Consider the following 2,837-nt stretch of genomic DNA (forward strand, 5'->3'; position numbering starts at 1 on the left):
TCAGCTGGCTCACCCAGGACATCGAGGTCAGCACCCCCGACGCCATGGCAGCCAAGCTCTGGCGCCTGTGGACGTCCGTGCGACCAATAACGGGACGCTAGGCCGAGGCGGCTTGGTCAGGCACAGAAGTTGAAGCCGCCGCCTCCACCAAGAGGCCACCGGGACGAATGAGGCCACTGTGACGCAGCGGTGAAATGCGCCAGTGTGCTCCGCTGGCAGCGAACATCCTTCCCTCGCGCGTGCGGTCCAGCGAGGATGTCGTCATGGGCGAGATCATCCGCATCCATCCCGACCGAAGGCCGGAGCCGGAGCCACTGTGGCGCGTGCTGCTTGGCCGCAAGCTGCGTGCCACGCGCGAAGATCAGGGCGCCCGGCTGATCGACGTGGCCGAGCGTGCAGGCATCTCGCCGCAATACCTCTCCGAGATCGAGCGCGGCCGCAAGGAGCCGTCGAGCGAGATGATCGCGGCGGTGTCCGGTGCGCTCGGCATCGAGCTGGTCCGGCTGCTCGGTGGCATCTCAGCCGACCTGAGCCGTCCCGCCGCCCGCCGGCCCGCCGGTCCCATCCTGATGGCGGCCTAGGCTCGCTGGTCCAGAAGGTGGTCGGCCAGGCCGTAGGCCACCGCACCTTCGGCGTCGAATACCCGGTCGCGGTCGGTGTCGTGCCGCAGCTCTTCGGCGCTGCGTCCGGTGTGCCTGGCCAGGATCGCCTCGAGCTGGTTGCGTACTCGAACCACCTCGTCGGCCTGCAGGATCAGGTCGGGAATGGTGCCGCGGCCCTGCGCCGCCGGCTGGTGCAGCACCACCCTGGTGTGCGGCAGTACCGCGCGCCGGCCCGGCGCGCCCGCCGCGAGGAGCACCGCTCCTGCCGCGACGGCCTGCCCGATGCACGTCGTCGCCACCGGCGCCTTGATGAAGCGCATCGTGTCGTACATCGCCAGCATCGCCGACAGGTCGCCGCCCTCGGAATTGATGTAGAGGCTGATCTCCTGTTCCGGGTTGTCGGCCTCCAGATGCAGCAGCTGGGCGATGAGCGCGTTCGCGACACCGGAATCTATCGCCGTGCCGAGATAGACGATCCGTTCGGTGAGCAGGTGCGAGTAGACGTCCATGATCCGCTCGCCGGCGGCGTTGCGCGAGACCACGTTCGGGATCGTGTACGTGCTCATGCGCGCGCTCCAATCCCGAACTGCTGCTTGTGAATCGGCACGACCTGGGCGAACTCCTCGACGACGCGGTCGATGAAGCCGTACTCGCGGGCCTGCTCGGCGGTGAACCAGCGGTCGTGCAGCGAGTCGGTGAAGATGCGCTCGATGTCCTGACCCGTGTCCTCGGCGATGATCCCGAGCACGGTGTCGCGGGTATGTCGCAGGTCATCGGCCTGGACTTCCACCTCGACTGCCGAGCCGGCGATACCCGCCGAGCCCTGGTGCATCAGGATGCGTGCGTGCGGAAGCGCCGAGCGCTTGCCGGCAGTTCCCGCCGACAGCAGGAACTGCCCTGCGCTGCAAGCCAATCCGAGGGCGAGCGTCGAGACGTCACATGGCACCAGGCGCATCACGTCGCGGATGGCGAGCATCGCCGGTACCGAACCCCCTGGTGAGTGAATCCACAGCGCAATGTCCTGGTCGACGTCATCGGTGGCGAGCGTCAGGAGTTGCGTGGCGAGGACGGTCCCGTTGTCGTCGTCGAGCGCGCCGTCCAACACGAGCACGCGCTTGCGGAACAGGTTGTCGCGTAATTGCTGATTGAACAGTGGCTGCTTTTCGTCGGTCATACGTCGACAATGCCTTGACTTCAGCACTTTTCGCTGCCCGCGCTGCTCTGAGCAGAACCGCTCCCCGCTATCTGCCGCCAAGCGGGGCGGCCGCGGTCACACCCGGCATCGCAGGAAGCGTCGACACCACCGTGGCGTCCAGCGTCGTGGCGTCCGGTCCCGACCGGCCCAAGCGATACTTGCGCACCTCCTGACCGCCAGGTGTCACCCCGGCCACCAGCAGGTCGGCGCCGTAGGTGGTGCTCGTCGTGGCCACGGTGGCGCCGCCGAGGAAGGGAGCGAACGAGGCGGTCTGGGCGTACTTGACGTCCTCCTCGTGGTGGTTCGGGTTGTCGAGGTACATGCCCGGTTGACCGTCGAGCCGCGATCCGCTCGACCACACCCGCACCGCGCCGTCACCCGCGAGTTGGCTGGTGACGATGCTCTTCGCGCCGCCCTCGGCACCCGCGACCCAGCCCGTCGAGAGGCCGACGCCGCCCCTGTAGTCCTCGCCGTACGCCATGAACTGCGACGTCATGCGGGGATCGGTCGGACCACCGGAATGTTCCTGCGGCGCAGTTCCATTGGCCTGCGCCCGAGCGGTCGGAACGTACAGGTCGTAGCGGAAGGTCTTGATCAGCGGTGCGTCACCTGGACCCGGCGCCGTCACGATGCTCTCCCTGCCCGACCCCGATTCGACAAGGCCGGTGCCCAGCGTCACCCCCGACTCGGAATCGGGATACGGAGTGAAGGCGGAGAACACGTCGGGCGCCTTGCCGGATTCCCCGGGAAGCGTCGAGGAGAAGACCTTCACCTGCGACTGCATGCCGGGTCCGGAGCCGACGACGATGTTGTCCGCCATGGCGTTTCCGTCGATGTCGGCGCCCGCGACGGTGACACCGCCCGTGAAGCCAGCGTCGAACGGGGCGAAGCGGGCGAGCTCCGTCTTGAACAGCCCGTCCTTGGTGTTGTTGCCGTCGTAGACGGCGACCTCGGCGGATGCTCCCTGCCCGGTGCCGACGATCAGGTCCAGGATCATGTCGCCGTTGACGTCCGCCATCGCGACCGATGGAGTTCCCTCG

General features: G+C 67.7%; 3 protein-coding genes and 1 pseudogene. 1 reads left to right on the forward strand and 3 read right to left on the reverse strand.

Annotated elements, in window-relative coordinates; translation table 11 throughout:
* The first annotated feature begins 263 nt into the window (after nucleotides 1-263).
* Nucleotides 264-581, forward strand: a complete 318-nt coding sequence (locus ACRDUX_RS33070; RefSeq protein ID WP_526420444.1) for a helix-turn-helix domain-containing protein — start codon at nucleotides 264-266, stop codon at nucleotides 579-581.
* On the opposite strand, the gene ACRDUX_RS33075 is transcribed toward ACRDUX_RS33070, so the two are convergent.
* The 3 genes and pseudogenes from ACRDUX_RS33075 to ACRDUX_RS33085 form a co-directional block, all read right to left on the reverse strand.
* Nucleotides 578-1,168, reverse strand: coding sequence for a ClpP family protease (locus tag ACRDUX_RS33075; protein ID WP_526420446.1), 591 nt, complete (start codon nucleotides 1,166-1,168; stop codon nucleotides 578-580). The genes ACRDUX_RS33070 and ACRDUX_RS33075 overlap by 4 nt on opposite strands.
* Nucleotides 1,165-1,776 (reverse strand): ClpP family protease, encoded by a 612-nt coding sequence (locus ACRDUX_RS33080; protein WP_526420448.1) that lies wholly within the window; start codon nucleotides 1,774-1,776, stop codon nucleotides 1,165-1,167. The genes ACRDUX_RS33075 and ACRDUX_RS33080 overlap by 4 nt, the downstream gene beginning before the upstream one ends.
* A gap of 67 nt (nucleotides 1,777-1,843) precedes the next feature.
* Nucleotides 1,844-2,837, reverse strand: a pseudogene (locus ACRDUX_RS33085) (copper oxidase); the annotation flags it as partial.

The organism is Mycobacterium sp., from assembly GCF_050701675.1.
Lineage (GTDB): Bacteria > Actinomycetota > Actinomycetes > Mycobacteriales > Mycobacteriaceae > Mycobacterium.